General features: G+C 72.9%; 18 protein-coding genes. 8 read left to right on the top strand and 10 right to left on the bottom strand.

Going from position 1 to position 19,703, the window contains the following annotated elements; all coding sequences use genetic code 11:
• Positions 1–242: 242 nt before the first annotated feature.
• From AB0L29_RS11505 to AB0L29_RS11490, 4 genes are all read right to left on the bottom strand, one after another.
• Entirely contained in the window at positions 243–1,355 is a 1,113-nt protein-coding gene (locus tag AB0L29_RS11505; protein ID WP_365825815.1) for a HAMP domain-containing sensor histidine kinase, read from the bottom strand.
• Entirely contained in the window at positions 1,352–2,092 is a 741-nt protein-coding gene (locus AB0L29_RS11500) for a response regulator transcription factor (protein WP_365825813.1), read from the bottom strand. Before AB0L29_RS11500 ends, AB0L29_RS11505 begins: the two co-directional genes overlap by 4 nt.
• Positions 2,093–2,216: 124 nt before the next feature.
• A complete protein-coding gene (locus tag AB0L29_RS11495) occupies positions 2,217–2,894 on the bottom strand; it encodes a spermidine synthase (protein WP_365825811.1) in 678 nt (225 codons plus the stop codon).
• A 254-nt stretch (positions 2,895–3,148) separates the two neighbouring features.
• Positions 3,149–3,826, bottom strand: coding sequence for a GNAT family N-acetyltransferase (locus AB0L29_RS11490; RefSeq protein WP_365825809.1), 678 nt, complete (start codon positions 3,824–3,826; stop codon positions 3,149–3,151).
• Between the two features lie 171 nt (positions 3,827–3,997).
• Here AB0L29_RS11490 and lon point away from each other — a divergent pair, with 171 nt between their 5' ends.
• Both lon and AB0L29_RS11480 read left to right on the top strand, forming a co-directional pair.
• Complete coding sequence (gene lon / locus AB0L29_RS11485) at positions 3,998–6,421, top strand: endopeptidase La (RefSeq protein WP_365825807.1); 2,424 nt, start codon at positions 3,998–4,000, stop codon at positions 6,419–6,421.
• 310 nt (positions 6,422–6,731) lie between these two features.
• Entirely contained in the window at positions 6,732–7,226 is a 495-nt protein-coding gene (locus AB0L29_RS11480) for a MarR family transcriptional regulator (protein WP_365825805.1), read from the top strand.
• 350 nt (positions 7,227–7,576) lie between these two features.
• On the opposite strand, the gene AB0L29_RS11475 is transcribed toward AB0L29_RS11480, so the two are convergent.
• Positions 7,577–8,362, bottom strand: a complete 786-nt coding sequence (locus AB0L29_RS11475; protein ID WP_365825803.1) for a protein phosphatase 2C domain-containing protein — start codon at positions 8,360–8,362, stop codon at positions 7,577–7,579.
• A 368-nt stretch (positions 8,363–8,730) separates the two neighbouring features.
• On the opposite strand from AB0L29_RS11475, the gene AB0L29_RS11470 reads away from it, so the two are divergent.
• From AB0L29_RS11470 to AB0L29_RS11450, 5 genes are read left to right on the top strand one after another with little or no spacing between them, the layout of a single operon-like run.
• Positions 8,731–11,511: a nitrate- and nitrite sensing domain-containing protein gene (locus AB0L29_RS11470; RefSeq protein WP_365825801.1), complete on the top strand. Its 2,781-nt coding sequence runs from the start codon at positions 8,731–8,733 to the stop codon at positions 11,509–11,511.
• On the top strand, positions 11,508–12,011 hold the full coding sequence (locus AB0L29_RS11465) for a roadblock/LC7 domain-containing protein (protein ID WP_365825799.1): 504 nt from the start codon (positions 11,508–11,510) through the stop codon (positions 12,009–12,011). The genes AB0L29_RS11470 and AB0L29_RS11465 overlap by 4 nt, the downstream gene beginning before the upstream one ends.
• Positions 12,008–12,430, top strand: coding sequence for a DUF742 domain-containing protein (locus AB0L29_RS11460; RefSeq protein WP_365825797.1), 423 nt, complete (start codon positions 12,008–12,010; stop codon positions 12,428–12,430). Before AB0L29_RS11465 ends, AB0L29_RS11460 begins: the two co-directional genes overlap by 4 nt.
• The gene (locus AB0L29_RS11455; protein WP_365825795.1) at positions 12,411–13,058 is read left to right on the top strand and encodes an ATP/GTP-binding protein; all 648 of its coding nucleotides are present in this window, start codon (positions 12,411–12,413) and stop codon (positions 13,056–13,058) included. Before AB0L29_RS11460 ends, AB0L29_RS11455 begins: the two co-directional genes overlap by 20 nt.
• A 33-nt stretch (positions 13,059–13,091) precedes the next feature.
• The gene (locus AB0L29_RS11450; protein WP_365825793.1) at positions 13,092–14,354 is read left to right on the top strand and encodes a styrene monooxygenase/indole monooxygenase family protein; all 1,263 of its coding nucleotides are present in this window, start codon (positions 13,092–13,094) and stop codon (positions 14,352–14,354) included.
• 142 nt (positions 14,355–14,496) lie between these two features.
• Here AB0L29_RS11450 and AB0L29_RS11445 read toward each other — a convergent pair whose 3' ends face one another.
• The 4 genes from AB0L29_RS11445 to AB0L29_RS11430 all read right to left on the bottom strand — a co-directional run bounded on the left by AB0L29_RS11445 (position 14,497) and on the right by AB0L29_RS11430 (position 17,886).
• Positions 14,497–15,708, bottom strand: coding sequence for a C40 family peptidase (locus AB0L29_RS11445; RefSeq protein ID WP_365825791.1), 1,212 nt, complete (start codon positions 15,706–15,708; stop codon positions 14,497–14,499).
• Positions 15,709–15,840: 132 nt separating this feature from the next.
• Positions 15,841–16,152, bottom strand: a complete 312-nt coding sequence (locus AB0L29_RS11440; protein ID WP_365825789.1) for a hypothetical protein — start codon at positions 16,150–16,152, stop codon at positions 15,841–15,843.
• A gap of 10 nt (positions 16,153–16,162) precedes the next feature.
• On the bottom strand, positions 16,163–16,816 hold the full coding sequence (locus AB0L29_RS11435) for a TetR/AcrR family transcriptional regulator (protein ID WP_365825787.1): 654 nt from the start codon (positions 16,814–16,816) through the stop codon (positions 16,163–16,165).
• 131 nt (positions 16,817–16,947) lie between these two features.
• The gene (locus AB0L29_RS11430; protein WP_365825785.1) at positions 16,948–17,886 is read right to left on the bottom strand and encodes a diiron oxygenase; all 939 of its coding nucleotides are present in this window, start codon (positions 17,884–17,886) and stop codon (positions 16,948–16,950) included.
• Between the two features lie 122 nt (positions 17,887–18,008).
• Between AB0L29_RS11430 and AB0L29_RS11425 the strand changes: the two genes are divergently transcribed.
• Positions 18,009–19,121, top strand: coding sequence for a ferritin-like domain-containing protein (locus AB0L29_RS11425; RefSeq protein WP_365825783.1), 1,113 nt, complete (start codon positions 18,009–18,011; stop codon positions 19,119–19,121).
• A 73-nt stretch (positions 19,122–19,194) separates the two neighbouring features.
• On the opposite strand, the gene AB0L29_RS11420 is transcribed toward AB0L29_RS11425, so the two are convergent.
• Positions 19,195–19,701, bottom strand: coding sequence for a DUF3291 domain-containing protein (locus tag AB0L29_RS11420; protein ID WP_365825781.1), 507 nt, complete (start codon positions 19,699–19,701; stop codon positions 19,195–19,197).
• Positions 19,702–19,703: the final 2 nt, after the last annotated feature.

Genomic DNA, 19,703 nt, shown 5'->3' with positions numbered 1-19,703 from the left:
AGCGGAAATAAAGGCTACGCCTCCCGGAGCGCGAAGGTCAGGCCGGGCCCGTTCATCGTCGCGTAAGTCACATCTCGGAGCGTGTTTCGGGGCTTGAAATGGCGGGAAACAAGCGTGGTTCCGCCTCAGGTGGGAAGGAGAGAGCCCGGCCCGGCGCGCAGGAGGCGCGGGCCTGTGCCTGATCACACGTGTCCGTCAGCGCGGATGCCGGTGGATCTTGTGGCTCCGCTTCGAACTTTACGTCAACTCGGCACGGAGGGAACTCCCGGAAGGGTGACAAGGATCCGGCAACCCCGCTCGGATTCGGCCACTCTGATCCGGCCGCCGTGCAGATCCACCGCCCAGCGGGCGATCGCCAGGCCGAGACCCGTGCCGCCGTCGCTGCCCGGTCCCTGCGACCGGCCGGCGCTGCCGCGGTTGAACCGTTCGAAGACCCTGTGCCACTCGGACTTGGGGATGCCGGGACCCTCGTCCAGCACCTCCAGCTCCAGCGACTCCGGCTGCGGCCCGCGCCGCGCCTTGACCGTCACACGGCCGTGCGGCGGGCTGTGCTTGACCGCGTTGTCGATGAGGTTGGCGACGACCTGGTGGATGCGCTCCGGGTCGGCGTGCGCGGTCAGTTCCGGCGGCGAGACGTCCAGGTGCAGGTGGACGTCCGTACGGGTGTGGCTGCCCGAGCCCGTGGCGATGCCGGCCCGCACCGAGGCCACCATGTTGGCCTCCTTCAGCACACCGGACAGGTAGGGCCACACCTCGAACCGCCGCTTCTTCAGCGGGACCACGCCGTTGTCCAGGCGGGACAGGTCCAGCAGCGTCTCCACCAGCCGGCCGAGGCGCTCGGTCTGCTTCAGGGCCGTGCGCATCGTCTCCGGGTCGGCCTCCGTGAACCCGTCGACGATGTTCTCCAGCACCGCGCGCAGGCCCGCGATCGGCGTGCGCAGCTCGTGCGAGACGTTGGCCACCAGCTCCTTGCGCTGGCGGTCCTGGGCCTCCAGCTCGTCGGCCATGACGTTGATCGTCTGGGCCAGGTCGCCCAGCTCGTCACGGCGGTTCTCACGCACCCGGCGGGTGTAGTCGCCCTGCGAGATCGAGCGGGCCACGGCGTTCATCTCGTCGAGCGGCGCGGTCAGCGAGTGCGCCACGAACTGTGTGATCAGCAGCGTGGCGATCATCGAGAAGACCGTGATGAAGCGCAGCTCCGTCTTGGTGTGCACCGCGATCACCGACAGACCCGTGGTGATCAGCACCGAGGTGACGACCAGAGCGCCCAGCTTCGTCTTGATCGAGAACGGGCGTACGCCGCCCCAGGGATCCGGCTCCCCGGGGCCTCTCCGTGCGGCCGGCCCGCGGCTCATGGCGCCGGCGTCTCCAGGGCGTAGCCGACCCCGTGCACGGTGCGGATCCGCTCGGCGCCGATCTTCCGGCGCAGCGCCTTGATGTGGCTGTCCACGGTGCGGGTGCCGGAGGCGTCCGCCCAGTCCCACACCTCCGCCAGCAGCTGTTCGCGCGAGAGCACCGCGCGCGGGGTGTTCGCCAGGCACACCAGCAGGTCGAACTCGGTGGGCGTCAGGTGGACGTCCTCGCTCTTGACCCGCACCCGGCGCTGGGCGTGGTCGATCTCCAGCTCGCCGAGGCGCAGGATGCCGCTGCGCGGCGTCGCGGCGGCGAGGGCCGCCCGTTCCACGCGGCGCAGCAGCACGTGCACGCGGGCCGCCAACTCCCGCATCGAGAACGGCTTCGTCATGTAGTCGTCGGCGCCGACACCGAGCCCGACCAGCATGTCGGTCTCGTCGTCGCGCGCGGTGAGCATCAGCACCGGAACGGGCCGCTGGGCCTGCACGCGCCGGCAGACCTCCAGGCCGTCGAAGCCGGGCAGCATGATGTCGAGGATCAGCAGGTCGGGCTGCCAGGCCTCCGCCGTGTCGACGGCGGCCGGGCCGTCGCCGGCCGTTTGCACCAGGAATCCCTCGGCGCGCAGGCGGGTCGCGATGGCGTCCACGATCGTCGCGTCGTCCTCGACCACCAGGACCCGGCGCTGTGCGCCCGGGGTAGCCGTCGCCGTGCCGTTGTGGGAGGTGTGTGTCTGCTCCATCGCCCGCCCCTGAAGTGTGCTTTCCGGAACCCGTGGGGTGGTTCCTCGGTCTGCGCATGGTTGCGATTGACGCTTGAATGATCGGCGTCAGGGCAGCAGCGTACGGGGAGTCCGCTTCCCTTTGCTATCCAGGTCTGACGCAGAGATGCACGACGTCGGGCACGCCCCGGGCAACGGGGATCTCTTCGGTACGCACCTGCTGGAACCCGGCATTCCACAAGGTTTCTTCGAATTCCGCAGAGGGCTGCGCCGACCAGACCGCCAGCACCCCCCGCGGCCTCAACACCCGTGCACAGCCTGCGAGTCCGGCCGGGGAGTACAGGCCCGCGTTGTCCTCGGTGACGGTCCAGCCGGGCCCGTTGTCGATGTCCAGGCACAGCGCGTCGAATGTGGCGGACGTCTCATTGACGTACGCCAGGAGATCCGCTTCCAGGACGTCCGCGCGCGGATCGGCGAGGGCGGCCGCGGAGAACGCGGCCAGCGGGCCGTCGCGGTGCCAGTCGATGACGGCCCGCTCGCGTTCCACGACGGTGATCCGCCCCCAGCGGGGGTTCGCGGCGGCGTGTGCGAGCGAGAAGCCGACGCCGAGGCCGCCGAGGAGGAGGTGGGGGTCCGGCCGCCCGTCGAGGGCGCCGAGCGCCGCGTCGACGAGCCGCCGCTCCGAGCGGCCGTCGGAGGTGTCCATCAGGAAGCAGCCGTTGGCGATGATCTGCAGCAGGCCGCCGTGCCGCCGCAGCACGACCTCGCCGTGCGGGCCCTCGCGACGGTCCAGGACTTCGGGGATGTCGTACGAGGAGGACATCCGCTCATCCTGACAGGTTCTCCGAAGAACCCTCACGGGATTTTCCCAGCCGCCCACGCGGTGGCGCGGGGGCCGGATCCCCGGGATTTCCGTGCGGGGAAGGACGGGGCCCGCCGTGCCGTCGGGGACGCCGGGCCGTGACCGCTTCGCCGCCGCCGTGGGGCGCTGCGGCCCGGCCGGCGACCGGCGGGTCCTCCGGTCCGCGCCCTCCCGGACGGGACGTCCGGCGGCGCCGCGCCGCCCGCCCCGGCACGTCAGCCGGCGTCGGCCCCGCCCCCCGGGCCCATGAACTTCGCGCTGGTCAGCGGTGCCGCCACCGTCCACCCCAGCGACTCGTACAGCGCCCGCCCCGCCGGGGTCCCCGCCAGTACGCCGGTCTCCGCGCCCCGGCCGGCCGCCGCCCGCTGCAGCGTCCGCACGACGGCGCTGCCGAGCCCGCGGCGCCGGTGGGCCGGGGAGGTCTCGATCTGGTCGGCGACGGCGGTCGCGCCGGTCGGCGCGATCTGGCCGCGCGCGGCCCAGGAGCCGTCGGGCGCGGCCACCATCGCGCGGATGACGCCGCCGCGCGACCAGGTGCGCAGCCGGTAGCCGTCGGGGAGGGCCGGCCCGCCGGCCGCCGGTGTGAGCGGCGCGGTCATGAGGTACCCGGGTTCCGGGTCGACCCACCACCCCGCGCCGAGCCATCCGCCGACCACCCCGGGCTCCCGGAACACCTTCAGCCACACCCCGGTGCCGGTCACCGCGCCCGCGACCTTCCGCACGGCCGCCCCGTCGGCCTCCTCGGTCTCCTCGCGGAGCGCGCCGAACACGTGCCGGGTGACGTGGTGCTCGACGCCGACGTCGATCGTGCAGCCCCACGGCTCCTCAACGGGGGGCGCCGCCCCGCGCGAGACGACCCATCCGTCCACCCAGGCCCGTACGATTCCGTCCACAGTGCCCCCGTAATGGTCCAGGCTGGCCTTCGGTTATTACCGGGTGACGGTATGCGGTGGATCGCCCCTCTCGACACCCTTGATCGCTCAGAGCGAACAACCCCGGGGAACATTCGACCGCTCACGAGCATTGAGTCGGCATAACTCAACTTGACTGCCGAAGGGGAGATCATGGCTACTGAGTCCTCGGCCGACACACCGCTCACCCTGCCCGTGCTGCCGCTCGACGACGAGGTCGTGCTGCCCGGGATGGTGGTCCCGCTGGACCTGAGCGACTCCGAGGTGCGCGCCGCGGTGGAGGCCGCGCAGGCCGCCGCCAAGTCACAGCCCGGAAAGCCCAGGGTCCTCCTGGTGCCACGCGTCGACGGGACGTACGCCGGCACCGGCGTCCTCGGCACGGTCGAGCAGGTCGGCAGGCTGGCCGACGGCGACCCGGGCGCCCTGATCCGCGGCCGCGGCCGCGTGCGGATCGGTGCCGGGACCACCGGGCCGGGTGCGGCGCTGTGGGTCGAGGCCACGACGGTCGACGAGCGCGTGCCGGACCCGCTGCCCGGCCACGTGACCGAGCTGGTCAAGGAGTACAAGGCCCTCGCCACCGCCTGGCTGCGCAAGCGCGGCGCCTGGCAGGTCGTCGACCGCGTCCAGGCCATCGACGACGTCTCCGCGCTCGCCGACAACTCCGGCTACTCGCCCTTCCTGACGACCGAGCAGAAGGTCCGGCTGCTGGAGACCGCCGACCCGGTCGCCCGCCTGAAGCTCGCCACCCAGCAGCTGCGCGACCACCTCGCCGAGCAGGACGTCGCCGAGTCCATCGCCAAGGACGTCCAGGAGGGCGTCGACCGGCAGCAGCGCGAGTTCCTGCTGCGCCGGCAGCTCGAAGCCGTCCGCAAGGAGCTGCGCGAGCTCAACGGCGAGAAGGAGGGCGAGGAGTCCGACGACTACCGCGCCCGTGTGGAGGCCGCCGACCTGCCCGAGAAGGTCCGCGAGGCGGCCCTCAAGGAGGTCGACAAGCTGGAGCGGGCCTCGGACCAGTCGCCCGAGGGCTCGTGGATCCGCACCTGGCTCGACACGGTGCTGGAGATGCCGTGGAACGAGCGCACCGAGGACGCCTACGACATCCAGGGCGCCAAGGCCGTCCTCGACGCCGAGCACGCGGGCCTGGAGGACGTCAAGGAGCGGATCACCGAGTACCTGGCGGTGCGCAAGCGGCGCGCCGAGCGGGGGCTGGGCGTGGTCGGCGGGCGGCGCGGCGGTGCCGTGCTCGCGCTCGTCGGGCCGCCCGGCGTCGGCAAGACCTCGCTCGGCGAGTCCGTCGCCCACGCGATGGGCCGCAAGTTCGTCCGGGTCGCCCTCGGCGGCGTCCGCGACGAGGCCGAGATCCGCGGGCACCGGCGCACGTACGTCGGCGCGCTGCCCGGCCGGATCGTCCGGGCCGTCAAGGAGGCCGGGTCGATGAACCCGGTCGTGCTGCTCGACGAGATCGACAAGGTGGGCTCCGACTTCCGGGGCGACCCGGCCGCGGCCCTGCTGGAGGTCCTGGACCCGGCGCAGAACCACACCTTCCGCGACCACTACCTGGAGGTCGAACTCGATCTGTCGGACGTGGTCTTCCTCGCCACCGCCAACGTCCTGGAGGCCATCCCGGAGGCCCTGGCCGACCGCATGGAGATCGTCCGCCTGGACGGGTACACCGAGGACGAGAAGATCGTCATCGCCCGGGACCACCTGCTCCCGCGCCAGCTGGAGCGCGCCGGGCTCGGCGCAGACGAGGTGACCGTCGAGGAGGGCGCGCTGCGCAAGCTGGCCGGCGAGTACACGCGCGAGGCGGGCGTGCGCACCCTGGAGCGTTCCATCGCGCGGCTGCTGCGCAAGGTGGCCGCCCAGCACGAACTGGGGGAGCGGAAGCTGCCGTTCACCGTCACGGAGGGCGACCTGCGCGACCTGATCGGCCGGCCGCACCACGTGCCCGAGTCCGCGCAGGACCCGGCCGAGCGGCGCACCTCGGTGCCGGGCGTGGCGACCGGCCTGGCGGTGACGGGAGCGGGCGGCGACGTGCTGTACGTCGAGGCGTCGCTGGCCGACCCGGAGACGGGCGCGGCGGGCCTGACCCTGACCGGTCAGCTGGGCGACGTGATGAAGGAGTCCGCGCAGATCGCCCTCAGCTTCCTGCGCTCCCACGGCGCCGAGCTCGAACTGCCGGTGGGCGACCTGAAGGACCGGGGCGTGCACATCCACTTCCCGGCGGGCGCGGTCCCCAAGGACGGCCCGAGCGCAGGCATCACGATGACCACGGCCCTCGCCTCGCTGCTCTCCGGCCGCCTGGTCCGCACCGACGTGGCGATGACCGGCGAGGTCTCGCTGACCGGGCGGGTGCTGCCCATCGGCGGCGTGAAGCAGAAGCTGCTCGCCGCGCACCGGGCGGGCGTCACCACCGTGATCATCCCCAAGCGGAACGAGCCCGATCTGGACGACGTCCCGGCCGAGGTGCTGGACAAGCTCGACGTCCACACCGTCACCGACGTCCGCCAGGTGCTGGAGCTGGCGCTGTCGCCGGCGACGAACGGCGCGGCGCCGGAGGTTCCGGTGGCGGCGTGACGGACGCCACCGGATGAGGGAAGGCCCGGGTCCTCGTGAGGGAGGCCCGGGCCTTCACCGCACGCGGCGGCCGCCGGCCCGGCGGACCCGCCGTGGCCGCCGGCGACCGGACCGGACGGCACGCGGCCCCGTGTATGTCGTGTGCATGGCAATCTCTTTCCCGGTGGAGGGGCCGCGCACGTGGACCGCGCCCGGGAGGGGGACCGTGGGGCTGCCGTTGGTCTACGCCTGCGAAATACTGGCGGAGCTGCGGCGATGGCGGCGACGGGCGGGAAATTTCACGGCCGGAAAACACGAGGCAGGGACTGACGTGCACGAAGACGCGAACGGCGACGGGCGGAGAACCGGGTCCGGGATGTCCGCGAGCGGAATGGAGCAGCCCGGATTCCTGGCCCTGGAACGCGAGTTGACGGTGCTGCTGCGACGCGCCCGGGCCAACCAGGGGGAGATGGCCCGTGAGGTCCACCCGGACCTGGAGCCGTCCGCGTACGGGCTCCTCGTGCGCCTCGACGAGCACGGCCCGCAGCGGGCCACCGAGCTCGCCGCCTACATCGGCGTCGGCAAGGCCACGATGTCCCGTCAGCTGCGCGCCCTGGAGGAGCTCGGCCTGGTCGTCCGCGAGCCGGACCCCGCCGACGGCCGCGCCTGGCTGGTCACCCTCACCCAGGAGGGCCACGACCGGGTGAGCCGGGTCCGTGAGGCCCGCCGCGCCCGTTACGCCCGCCGCCTCGCCGACTGGGACCCCCACGAGGTCACCGAGCTGGCCCGGCTGCTGCACCAGCTGAACCGGGGGATGGAGAAGTAGCCGCGCGGGGCCCCGGCCCGCCCGCGCGGTCTTCCGGCCCCGGACCCTCCGGCTCGCGCCCCGGGACTCCGCAGGTTCCCTCCGGCTCGCACCCCGGGACTCCGCGGGCCCTTTCCGGGGCTGCCGGGCTCGCGCCCCGGGACTTCGCAGGCTCTTTCCGGGCTGCCGGGCTCGCGCCCCGGGGCTGCGCAGGCCCTTTCCGGGCCGCCCACGGCCCGGCGGGGCCACCCGCGCCCGTCACCCGGCCCTCAGGCGGGGCCGCCCGCGCCCGTCACCCGGCCCTCAGGCGGGGCCGCCCGCGCCCGTCACCCGGCCCTCAGGCGGGGCCGCCCGCGCCCGTCACCCGGCCCTCACAGCTCCGCGTACACCACCGTCGCGTCGTCGTGCCGCTTGCCCCGCCCCAGGAACACCCGGTCCCCGTCCGCCCGTTCCCGGGCCCGCACCCGGTCCACCAGCGCCTGCCCGCCCTCCTTGCGCACCAGGGTGAGGCAGTCGCCCCAGTCGCCCTCGCGGAACGTCTCCACCCAGCGCGCCGCCCCGTCCGTGAGGGCCGCCAGGGCGCGCACCTCGTCCCGTGGCAGCACCCCCGTCACCGCCCGGCCGGCCACCGCCGGATCCGCCGCCGCCGTGAAGAAGCCGCCCTCCTTGTTGCGGACCGTCGCGTCCACCAGGGCGTCCGTGGCCAGGGCGGCGCGGGGCAGGCGGGCCAGGCGGTCGTCCAGGACGGCGGTGACCGAGCCGTCGGTGGACTCGAGCAGCAGGACCGAGTCCGACAGGACCAGGTACTCGACCGCGACCGGCGACCAGCGGGCCACGACCACCGTCGCCTGGGGCGTCCGGGGGTGAGAAAGGTCACAGGTTGAGGCATGTGCCTCGGCGGTATGCACGAGAGCGCGGGACAGGACGTCGGTCAGGGGAACATCCGGGAGTGAAACGGTCAGTTCGGTCAGGGCCCCGCCGAGGCGCGCGGTGAACCAGGGGACGGAATGCAGACAGCCCGTCCCGCCCCTCGGCGGCGTCACCCCGTCCAGGACGACCAGCGAACCGCCCTGTCCGGAAGCGGGTACTCCGACGCTCGCGAAGTCCTCGTTGGGGCGGTCCGGGGTGCCGGGCACCGAAACAAGCTCCGTACGCATTCGGCCAGTCTGCACGAGCCCTTCACACCGTCCGCAAAAGACCGGCATGTGTGGCCGGAAGGGTGCGCGTGCGCAGGTCGGGCGCCGGTTTTGGGAGGTAAAGTCGTGCTCTGGGAAGGTGTGGTGGCGAATACTGCCACCGGCCGCCCCGGACGTCCAACCGGCGTGCCGCGCGAGGCGGGCGCACGCGCCAGGGGAACTTGCCCGCCAACTCCCCTCCGGGGTTCACTCCTTCGGGTGGCGGGTCAGGTGATGCGCGTCCACTGCCCACCGGCACTGGGAGGGTCGGGAACAGCACCCGGAGTACGCGCCGGTTGACGGAGCGTCACCCGGGCCCATGGGTACACGAGTCAGGAATGCGAGCACCGGTGCAGAAGACGCGGCCTCGTCGCACAGGCAAGCAGACGGCCCCCACGGAGGATGCCGAGCACACGCCCCTCACCGGCAAGGGCCGCCCGACCCACGTGCGCAACCGGCTCATCGTCGCCGTGGCCGTGGTGGCCGCCGCGATCGCCGGTGCCGGCACCCCGTCCGTCCTGGCCGCCTCCGGGCAACTCCACGACACCCAGAACCTGGTGACACTCGCCGGGCGGACCCAGGACGCCCTGGTCCTCGCCCACTCCCTCGCCGACGAACGCGACGAGGTCACCTCCTACATCGCCGCCGGCCGCCCCAAGTCCAAGGCGCCCTCCGAGCAGCGCAGCGCCCGCGTCGACCGGCAGGTCGAGGAACTGCGCTCCGACACCGACACGCCCGCCTCGCTGCGCTCCGACCTCGACGACATCGCGGCCGTACGGCGAGCGGCGCTCACCGGCAAGAGCGGCGCCCTGGAGGCGCACCAGGCGTACTCCGCCGCCATCACCGAGCTGCACCGCCTCGCCGAGCGGCTGGCCGGACAGCTCCCGCCGCGCGCCGGCGCCGGTGCCCACGCCCTCGCCGAGCTGGACTCCGCCGTCCAGCAGGCCGCCGCCGCCCGCGGCCTGCTGCTCGCGGCCCTCAGCGTGCCGCGCAGCACCCGGACCGTCATCGACCCGGTCACCGGCCTGCCCACCACGGCCTCCGGCTCCTCGGACGCCGACGCCGAGCGGCGCGACGCGCTGACCGCTGCCGCCCAGCAGGCCCGGCTGCGCTCCGACGCGGCCCTCGCCGACTTCCGCGCCACCGCGCCCAAGTCCGCCCGGGCCTCCTACGACTCCACCGTCACCGGCCCCGAGGTCAACTCCGCCGAGAAGTACCTCGCCGCCCTCACCGACCAGCCGGCCCTCTCCGACAGCGAACTCGGCACCGACGCCAAGAAGCTGGAGGCCGCCCTCTCCGCCCGCGTCGACCTGATGCGGGGCGCCGAGTCCGCCCTCTACGACCGGCGCACCAAGGACCTGGAGGCGCTGCGCGACGACGACGTCACCGCGCTGGAGATCCGCATCGCGGTCCTCGGCGCCCTGATGCTGATCGCCGTCGGCGTCGCCACCGCCATGGCCCGCACCCTCACGCGCCCGCTGTCCGTGCTGCGCCGTGGCTCCGCCCGTCTCGCCGAGGCGGAGAACCCGGCCGCCGAGGAACCCGTCACCTTCACCGGCCGCAACGACGAGTTCGCCCAGGTCGTCCGCTCCGTCAACGCCCTGCACGCGCACGCCGCCGCCCTCGCCGAGCGCGTCACCACCCTGGAGTCCGACCGCAAGCACCTCGTCGGCCAGCGCCAGAGGATGGCCGACGCCCGCGAGGAGCTGCGCGCCGAACTCACCGAGGTCACCGCCCAGATGGAGCGGCTGCGCACCGCCATCGGCGGCACCTTCGTCAACCTGGCGCTGCGCACCCTCGGCCTGGTGGAGCGGCAACTGTCCGTCATCGAGGGCCTGGAGGAGCGCGAGCAGGACCCGGAGCGCCTCGCCACCCTCTTCAAGCTGGACCACTTCGCCACGGTCATGCGCCGGCACAGCGAGAACCTCCTCGTCCTCGCCGGCACCGAGCACGTCCAGCACACCGCCCACCCCGTGCCGCTCGTCGACGTCGTCCGGGCCGCGGTCAGCGAGATCGAGCGCTACGAGCGGGTGCGCATCGCCGCGCTGCCGCCGCACGCGCACATCGCCGGGTTCGCCGCGGACGACCTCTCCCACCTGCTGGCCGAACTCATGGAGAACGCCACCTCGTTCTCCCCGCCCGAGCTGCCCGTCGAGGTCTCCGGCTGGCTGCTGGAGAACGGCGAGGTGATGCTCTCCGTCCAGGACGAGGGCATCGGCATGGCCGAGGACCGGCTGGAGCGCCTCAACGCCCGCCTCGCCGACTTCGACCCCGAGTCCCCCTACGACCAGGAGGGCGAGGACGGTCTCGGCCTCGGCCTGTACGTGGTGGCCCGCCTCGCGCACCGGCACGGTGTGCGGGTGCAGTTGCGCGAGCAGAAGCAGGGCGGTGTCGCCGCCGTGGTGGTGCTGCCGAAGACGCTGCTCGCCGCGGCCCCGCCGGCCGCCGTCGCGAGCTCCGGCCCCGTCGCGGGCACCACCCAGGCCTTCTCCCTGCCCGGCGCCGACGCCGAGGCCAACTCCAACGTCCTGCACGGCCGTACGCAGGACGCGGACCCGCTGGTGGCGCTGGCGGAGAGGACGGTACGGGAGAAGGCCGCGGAGGCGGCGAGGGACGGCGGCACGGAGAAGTCCGCCGCGGAGCACGCGCCGGAGACCTCCGCCGAGACCACGATGGAACTGCTGATCCCCGCACAGCAGCAGGGGCAGGCGGACCGGACGGACGACGGGGACCGGCCGGCCGCCGCGGACGAGGGCACCCCGCGGGGAGCGCCCGCACCCGCCCACGGGAACCGTACGGACGGCGCGGGCGGGAACGGCCCGGCCGGAGGCGAAGCCGAGGCGGAACACGAACGCACCCCCGACGAGGAGGAACTCGTCACCGACAAGGGCCTCCCCAAGCGCACACCCAAGATCACTGCACCCGCACAGACCCCGCGCCGGCGGTCCGGCTCCGTCGACGCCGAGGCCCTGCGCCGGCGTCTGGGCGGCTTCCGCCAGGGGGCACAGGCGGGTTACCGCGACGTGGAGGCGGAGATCGCCGAGAAAACCGGCCAGAACAAGTCGCCGTACGCAGGAACCGCAGAATCCGAAGAAGCCACGGGGGGCACAGTCGAGGAGGCAAGCAGTTGACCGCGCCCAGTACCTTCGGACTGAGCAGTGAGGCCCGCAATCTGCAGTGGCTGCTGAGCAACCTCGTCGAGGAGGTGCCCGGCATCCTCTCGGTCGCGGTGGTCTCCTCCGACGGACTGCTGCTCCTGTCCTCCGACGCCGGACGGATCGAGGAGGCCCGGCAGACCCGCGGAGCCCAGCGCACCGGACCGCGCGGCTCCTCCGCCGACCTGGCCACCATCGTCTCCGGCATCGGCAGCCTCACCGTGGGCGCCGCCAAGCTGATGGACTACGGCGCGGTCAAGCACACGATGGTCGCGATGGACGAGGGCAGTCTGTTCGTGATGTCGATCAGCGACGGCTCGCTGCTCGGCGTGCACGGCTCCGCGGACTGCGACATGAGCGTGGTGGCCTACCACATGGCGCTGTTCGTCGGCCGCGCCGGACATGTCCTGACCCCCGAACTCCGCACCGAGCTACGCAAGTCCCTCGAGGCCGAGTCGACAGGGAGCGCCCGATGAGCAGTACGAGGAAACATCAGCTCCCGGTCCGGGGCGGCGACCGCAAACCCGCCCGGGTCCGCCCGTATTCGCTCACCGGCGGCCGTACCCGCTTCGGCCACGTCCTGCTCGTCGAGACGTTCGTGGCGAGCACGGCCGCGCTGGACGCCCCGCAGGAGCGCAAGGAGCTGACGAACGGCTCGCTGAGGTCGGCGATCATGCCGGAGATGCGGGCCATCGTCGAACTGTGCCGCCGTATGCGTACGGTGGCCGAGATCGCCGCGCTGCTGAAGATGCCGCTCGGTGTGGTCCGCGTGCTCCTCAGCGACCTCGCGGACCAGGGAAAGATCCGTGTGTACGGAACGGGAACCGGCCACGGCGCGGGCCGCCCGGACCGGGCTCTGCTGGAAAGGGTGCTGAGTGGACTCCGTCGTCTCTGACGCCGCTCACGGTGTCTCTGGTGTAACCCCGCTCGTCGAGCCCGACGAGACTTTGCGGCCCTGGCAGACGGACACCACCCGTGCCCCGATCGCGACGAAGATCGTGGTGGCGGGCGGCTTCGGCGTCGGCAAGACCACACTGGTCGGCTCCGTCTCGGAGATCATGCCCCTGCAGACCGAGGCGCTGATGACCGAGGCGAGCGAGGAGCACGACGACCTCACCGCCACGCCGGAGAAGCTGACCACCACGGTGGCCATGGACTTCGGCCGCATCACCCTCGACGACGACCTGGTGCTGTACCTGTTCGGCACACCGGGCCAGCAGCGGTTCTGGTTCATGTGGGACGACCTGGTGCGCGGCGCGATCGGCGCCGTCGTCATGGCCGACACCCGCCGCCTGAAGGACTGCTTCCCGGCGCTGGACTACTTCGAGAGCTGCGGGCTGCCGTACGTCGTCGCGGTCAACCACTTCGACGGCAGCACGCTGTACGAACCGGAGGACGTGCGGGAGGCCCTTACCATCCCCGCGCACATACCTGTCATGATCATGGACGCGCGGCGTCGGATTTCGGTCATCGAGACCCTTCTGGCGCTCGTGGCCCACGCACTCGAGGAAACCCCCGAGTAGGCCAAGTCGTAGTCCACCTAGGAGTCACCCCGCATGCGGAAGATACTCGTCGTCGGAGCCGGCCAGTCCGGCCTCCAGCTCGCCCTCGGCCTCCAGTCGCACGGGTACGAGGTCACCCTGATGTCCAACCGGACGGCGGACGAGATCCGCACCGGCCGGGTCATGTCGACGCAGTGCATGTTCCACACGGCACTCCAGCACGAGCGCGATCTCCAGCTGAACTTCTGGGAGTCCCAGGCCCCGAAGATCGAAGGACTCGGCGTCTCGGTCGCCGCCCCCGGCTCCTGGGCCGAGGGCCCCGCGGCCCGTGCGATCGACTGGGTGGGCAAGCTGGACGGGTACGCCCAGTCCATCGACCAGCGGGTGAAGATGGCCGGCTGGATGGAGACGTTCGCGCAGCGCGGCGGCCAGCTGGTCATCCACGGCGCCGCCGTCGGCGACCTCGACTACTTCTCCCGCACCTACGACCTGGTGCTGGTCTCGGCGGGCAAGGGCGAGCTGGTGCAGATGTTCGCCCGCGACCCCGAGCGCTCCCCGTACAGCGAGCCGCAGCGCGCGCTGGCGGTGTCGTACGTGCACGGCCTCGGCCCGCGCCCGGAGCACCCGGACACGGAGGCGGTCCGCTGCAACCTCGTCCCCGGGGTCGGCGAGCTGTTCGTCATGCCGTGCCTGACCACCTCCGGCCGTGCCGACATCCTGTTCTGGGAGGGCATACCCGGCGGCCCGCTGGACGTCTTCAACGGCGTCAAGGACCCCGCGGAGCACCTCTCCCTGACCCTGGAACTCATGGAGCGGTACGTCCCCTGGGAGTACGCGCGGGCCACCAAGGTCGAGCTGACCGACGCGGGCGGCACCCTCGCCGGCCGCTACGCCCCCACCGTCCGCAACCCGGTCGGCCGCCTGCCCGGCGGCGGCCTGGTCCTGGGCGTGGCCGACGTGGTCGTGGCCAACGACCCGATCACCGGCCAGGGCTCCAACTCGGCCTCCAAGTGCGCCGCCGCCTACCTCGCCTCGATCCTCGAACGCGGCGACAAGCCCTTCGACGAGGAGTGGATGAGGGCCACCTTCGACCGCTACTGGGACACGGCCCAGCACGTCACCAAGTGGACCAACACCATGCTCGCCCCGCCGCCGGAGCACGTCCTGAACCTGATCGGCGCGGCCGGCGAGATCCAGCCGGTCGCCGACCGCTTCGCCAACGGCTTCAACAACCCGGCCGACTTCGAGAACTTCTTCTACGACCCGAAGAAGACCGAGGCCTACCTGATGGAGGTCTCGGGGGCGGCGGGCGCCTGACCGCCCTCCGCCTCGCCGAGGACGGTGCGGCCGTGCCGGCCGGGACCTGCCCGGCCGGCGTCCGGCCGGGCGGAGCGCCGCGGACACCCGGCGCGTGACGGGACCGCCCCGGCGCCGAGCGGTCCCGGCCCGGCCGCGGCGCTCAGCCGGCAGAGCCGTCCGGCGCCGTGACCGACGCGTGCCCCTCGTCCGGCCCGTCGGTCGCGCCCTCGGGCAGCGTCGGCGGCACGTACCGCCGCAGGGGCCGCCCGCCGGGGTCGGGGCGCACGGCGCCCAGCACCGGGTTGGCCGCGATCGGCGACACCTTCACCCGCGCGCCGGGCCGGGGCGCCTGCACGACCGTCCCGTCGCCCAGGTACATCGCCACGTGCGTGGCCCCGGGGAAGTAGACCACCAGGTCACCGGGCCTGAGCTCGCTCAGCGGGATCCGCTCCAGCCGCTTCCACTGCTCCTGGCTGGTCCGGGGGATGGGCGTCCCGGCGTACGCCCACGCCTGGGAGGTCAGCCCCGAGCAGTCGTACGACTCCGGCCCCTCCGCCCCCCACTCGTACGGTTTGCCGAGCTGCGCCACGGCGTAGCGCACGGCCAGGGCGCCCTTCCGGGACGGAGTGCGCGCGCTGCCGGGCGCGCCACCGGCACCGGAGGCCATGAACTCCTCCTGGGCCCGCTCGGCGCCGTTCTTCTCGAGCGCGGCGAGCGCGGCGAGCTGCCCGTTGCTGAGCGAGGCGAGCAGTTCCTCGACGTCGCGCAGCCGCTTCCGTACGGCGTTCCGCTCCTTCCTGCGCCGTTCGGCCAGGACGAGCCGGCCGTCCAGGGCCTTGCGCGCCCTGCGGGCCAGCGCGTCGGCCCTGCGTTCGCCGGCGGCCAGCCGCTCCACCGTCGCGGCCCGGTGCCGCGCCACCTGCCCGATCACATGACCCTGGTCGAGCGCGCGCTGCGGATCGCGCGCGAGCAGCAGCCGTACGTACGGGGAGAGGTCCGTGCGGCTCTGGTACTGCTGCCGGGCCAGCCGGCCCGCGGCGCCCCGGCTGTCGCGCAGGGAGAGCCGGGCGCGGACCAGGGCCCGGTCCAGCCGCTCGACCTCGGCGCGCTGCTTCCTCAGCTCCTCGTCGGTGGCGTTGTACGCCTCGGCCGCCTTCTCCGCCTCCCGGTACAGCCGCTGAAGGTCCGTCAGCAGGCCGGTCACGGAGCGGACCGGGGATTTTGGGGGCTCCTGGGGCTCCTGCGGCTGCTGGGACGGCTTGCGGCCCTGGGGGCCGGGCGCGGCGGTGGCGGGCACGGGAGCGAGGACGGCTCCGGCCGTCAGCGCCGCCGTGCAGACCAGACGGACCAGCCTTCCCGACCTTCCTGACACATCATCACCTCCGGTGCGTATGCGCGGCGTTCGGCCGCTCTTCGCGGCGGCCTCGTCGGCCGCTTCGCACCGTGAGCATGGGACGGGCGGGCGCCGTCCGCGCGCCGGGTGTGCGCGGTCGGCGCAACGGCGTCACCCGTCGGTGTCGTCCGGCTTGCCGCCCGGCGTGGCGTCCGGCCGGCGGCCGGGCCCGGACCACGGCCACCTCGGGCGGCCGCCCGCCTCGCCCTCGGAGTCGTGGACGTACTTCCACCCCTGCGTCAGCCCGAGCCTGCCCTGCGCCCGGGGGACGCGCCGGTAGACGAGCACGGTGGACGGCCCGCCGTCCGGGGCCGGGACGGGGATGCGGTAGGTCTTGGGCGGGTGCCCGGTGATGCCCAGCAGCACGGGCAGCACCCGTCCGTCCATGGGCCCGCCCTCGAAGGGGGTGTCTGCGCTCTTCACGGCACCAGTGTCAGCCATCGGCGGCCAGCGCCCGGACCAGCTCCCCGGTCTGCGGGTCACGCCGCCCCGTCACCGACAGGACGGCGACGAACTGCTCGACGAGCCAGTCCCGCAGCTCCTCGGCGGGCGGCTGCTTGTCCTCGTCGAGCCAGATGAGGGAGGCGGCCTCCACGGCGGTGATCCACATGCGGACGGTCATCCGCAGCCGGGGGCCGGGCTCGGCGACCCCCAGATGGCTGAGGATGTGCTCGGCGGCGGCCCGGCGCACGCCGTCGACGATGGCCGTCGTCCGCGAGGTCTCCACGACGCTGCCGCCCTGGAGCAGGGCGCTGAAACCGGTGTCGTGCTGGTCGACGAAGGCGAGGTAGCGGTCCAGGGCCCGGGACAGGCGGGGGAGCGGCGGGCCCTCGCGCGGTTCGTCGAAGCAGTGCCGCAGCTCCTCGGCGGCGGACCTGAGCGCGGCCTCGTACAGCTGCTGCTTGCCGCCCGGGAAGTACCGGTACACCAGGGGACGTGACACCCCGGCCGCCTCCGCCACGTCGTCCAGGGAGACGTCCTCGGGCGCGCGGTGCGCGAAGAGCGACAGCGCGGCGGCGAGCAACTGACTGCGACGCTCCTCGACACTGAGGCGCCGGTAGGCGGGGGTGGCGGCGGCGGGTGTCATGCCCGGCAGCGTAATGCGGGCGCGCGGGCCCGCGCAGCCGCGGGCGGGGGCCTCCGGTGGTTCGGCGTGGGCGGGCGGCGGACCGCCCGGACCGGCGAGCGCCTGCTCCCGCGCCTCCTGCCCTCGCGCCCCTACGCCAGCAGCCCCGACGACTTCCACAGCCGCCGCCCGACCCCCCGCAGCACCCCGATGTCGTCCAGGAAGTCGGTCAGCCGCTTCGCCCCGTTCTGCATGACCTCCCGCCGGTGCCCGCTGGCCCGCACCTGCGCGAGCGCCTCCCGCTTGTCCAGCCCCACGTTCGTGTACACCTCCGGGTTCACGAACGCCACGGAGAACACCCGAGCGAACTCCCCGGAGGTGATCCGCGTGAACTCCTGCGACCACTTCGGGGCGGTGACCATCTGGCGCCGCAGTTCCTCGCGCGCGTAGCGGACGTGCCGCGCCTCCTCCACGACGTGGATGCGCGTGACGCCCCGGATCAGCGGCTGCACCCGCTCGTCCGGGAAGGTCAGCCGCTGCATCCAGTCCAGGACCTCCTCGCCGAGCAGGGTCGCCGTGAAGGACCCGGGCGTGGTGGAGACGGTCTTGAACAGGCGCCCCAGTTGCTGGTGCACCCGGCTGACGGGGTACCACGGGGTCCCGCCGCGCTCGATCAGCCGCGCGAACATCTTCGAGTGCCGGCACTCGTCCTCGATCTCCGTCAGCGCGTACCGCACGTGCGCGCTCGTCGCCGGCTTGTCGTAGATGTGCCGCACCAGCAGCTGCATCAGGATGATCTCGAACCAGATGCCGAGCGAGGCGAGCGCCGCGGCCTCGTGCCGGGAGAGCAGGATCCGCTGCTCCTCGCCCATCCGCTTCCACATCGGCGTGCCGTACAGCGACACCAGTTCCGGCGGCCAGAACCACTTGCCCTCCTCGAAGGGCGCGTCCCAGTCCAGCTCCTCGTCCGGGTCGAAGGAGTGCTTGGCGGAGGAGTCGAGCAGCCGCCGGGCCACCTGCTCACGGTCCTTGAGCAGGCCGAGCGCGTCGCGCAGGCCGTCGAGCGCGTCGGCTTCCGTCAGGGTCGTCATCGCTGTCCCACCTCGTTGTGCTCACGTCACCTTGCCCTTATGAGACTGCCTGTCAGCAAGCTCGTCAATCCCCCGCGCGCGACTTGTTGACCCGGAGTCCACGGCTTGGGAGCCTGCGGGACATGCCGACCTCCGACCTGTACGCCGACGGCCCGGACGACACCCGGTGGCAGGTGCCCGCCACCGCCGCGGCCCGCTTCAGCTGGGAGTACGACGACGGCCGCGACCGCCTCCTGGCCCTCTACCAGAAGGGCAAGGACAAGCAGTGGGACGGGCAGAAGCGGATCGACTGGGACCTGGAGGTCGATCCGTACGATCCGCTCGGCACCCCCGACGAGGCGATGAGCCTGTACGGCACCCGGCACTGGGCCAGGCTGAGCGAGAAGGACAAGGGCGAACTGCGCCGGCACTACGCCTCCTGGCAGTTCAGCCAGTTCCTGCACGGCGAGCAGGGCGCGATGATCTGCGCCGCGCGCATCGTGGAATCGGCCCCCGACCTGGACGCGAAGTTCTACTCGGCGACCCAGGCCATGGACGAGGCCCGGCACGCCGAGATCTACGGCCGCTTCCTGCACGAGAAGATCGGGCTGCTGTACCCGATCAACGACAGCCTCCAGTCCCTGCTGGGCGACACCCTGCGCGACTCGCGCTGGGACATGCCCTACCTCGGCATGCAGGTGCTGATCGAGGGCCTGGCCCTGGCCGCCTTCGGCATGATCAGGGACACGACCGACAAGCCCCTGCCGAAGCAGATCCTGGCGTACGTCATGCAGGACGAGGCCCGGCACGTCGCCTTCGGGCGCATGGCGCTGCGCGACTACTACAGGCAGCTGACCGACGCCGAGCTGCGCGAGCGCGAGGAGTTCGTCATCGAAGGCTGCCACCTCATGCGGGACCGGCTGCGCGGCGTGGAGGTGCTGGAGAACTTCGGCATCCCGAAGGCCGAGGCGGAGTCCTGCAGCGAGCAGTCGCAGTTCCTGGCCCTGTTCCGCAGACTGCTCTTCAGCCGCATCGTGCCCTGCGTACGCGACATCGGCCTGTGGGGCAGGCGCCTGCAGCAGGCCTACGTCGACATGGGCGTCCTGGAGCTGGGCGACTGCGACCTCGACCTGCTGATGAACCAGGACGAGGAGATCGCCGAGAGGCTGGACGCGCAGCGCTTCGCGGCGGAGGAGGGGGAGCGGGTGGCGGAGGTGCGGGAGACGATCGAGGAGGGCCGGGACCCGGCCGGCTGACCACCGGGCCGTCGGACGGCGGCCCCGGCCCGGCCACCGGCACCTCCCGCGACGGGGCCGGGCGCCCCCGCCGCTAGGCCGAGCAGCCCAGTCCCTCCGGCACCTCGCCCAGGAGCGGCCGCGCCCCCTGGGGCGGGAACGACGTGCGCAGCGTGAACGCGTACGGCGTCGGGCCGTGCGCGCGCAGGTGGAGCAGCCGCGCCTCCGCCTCCGCCACCGTCGGGCGGTGCCCGGCCGGGACCCACCACAGGGCCGTCATCGCCTCCCGCAGCTTCTCGAACCACTCCCGCCGCCGGGCCAGCATCTCCCGGTGACGGCCCTGGTACATGTACGCCGTCAGGGCGCCGGTGTCCCGCCAGACCGACATGTTGACGATCAGCCAGGAGTCGCCGAAGACCGGGACGTCCGTCGCGTTGCCGGAGTCGCCCTGCAGCCGCCAGACGAACCCGTCGGCGGCGTCCGCGTCCGCGTTCACCGGGTCGAGGGCGTCGACGAAGTCCTTCAACTGCGGTGAGTCCAAGGGGGCCTTGAGGCGGGCGAGGTTGACCTGGGCGAGTTCGTACGCGGCGGCTGCAGTCATGA

It is taken from the genome of Streptomyces sp. NPDC052701, assembly GCF_040678355.1.
Classification (GTDB): domain Bacteria; phylum Actinomycetota; class Actinomycetes; order Streptomycetales; family Streptomycetaceae; genus Streptomyces.
Note: the sequence above shows the minus strand (reverse complement) of the source record. Positions and strands in the feature narration are given on the sequence as shown.